General features: G+C 57.4%; 1 protein-coding gene. It reads right to left on the reverse strand.

Annotated features, from left to right (window positions below; genetic code table 11):
• Positions 1-82 precede the first annotated feature (82 nt).
• On the reverse strand, positions 83-408 hold a 326-nt coding region (locus F8C76_RS19265; protein WP_211372189.1), incomplete at its 5' end, for a riboflavin kinase.

A 408-nucleotide genomic window follows, 5' to 3' on the forward strand; every position in this document is an offset into this window, starting at 1 on the left:
CGCTGGGACAGGCCCGCTTTCATCGGAAAGCCGGTTTGGGGAAGGTTTAGCGTTGCCTTGTAGTCCGTCATGATTCCGCTTATTACACCGTAGGCATATCAAAAAAGGCCCGGACTGCGTTTATGTCCTGCCGGATGGCAGTTTTCAACAGGTCCAGATCCGCGAATTTTTCTTCCGGGCGCACATAATGGCGGAAGGCCACTGTCAGGTGCGCGCCGTACAGGCTATCTTGATGCGTGCACTGAGCATCGCCTGAGCTACCCGCCGGATCACCGTAATCCAGCAGATATACTTCCAAACGATTCTCCGTGCCATTCACCGTGGGACGGGTGCCCATATTGGCGGCCCCGGGCTGGTCGGTAAGCCCTGCGCCAGTAACCGCCACCGCAAAAACACCATGCAAGGGGG

Origin of the sequence: Flagellimonas olearia (assembly GCF_009184425.1) — a bacterium.
GTDB lineage: Bacteria > Bacteroidota > Bacteroidia > Flavobacteriales > Flavobacteriaceae > Flagellimonas > Flagellimonas olearia.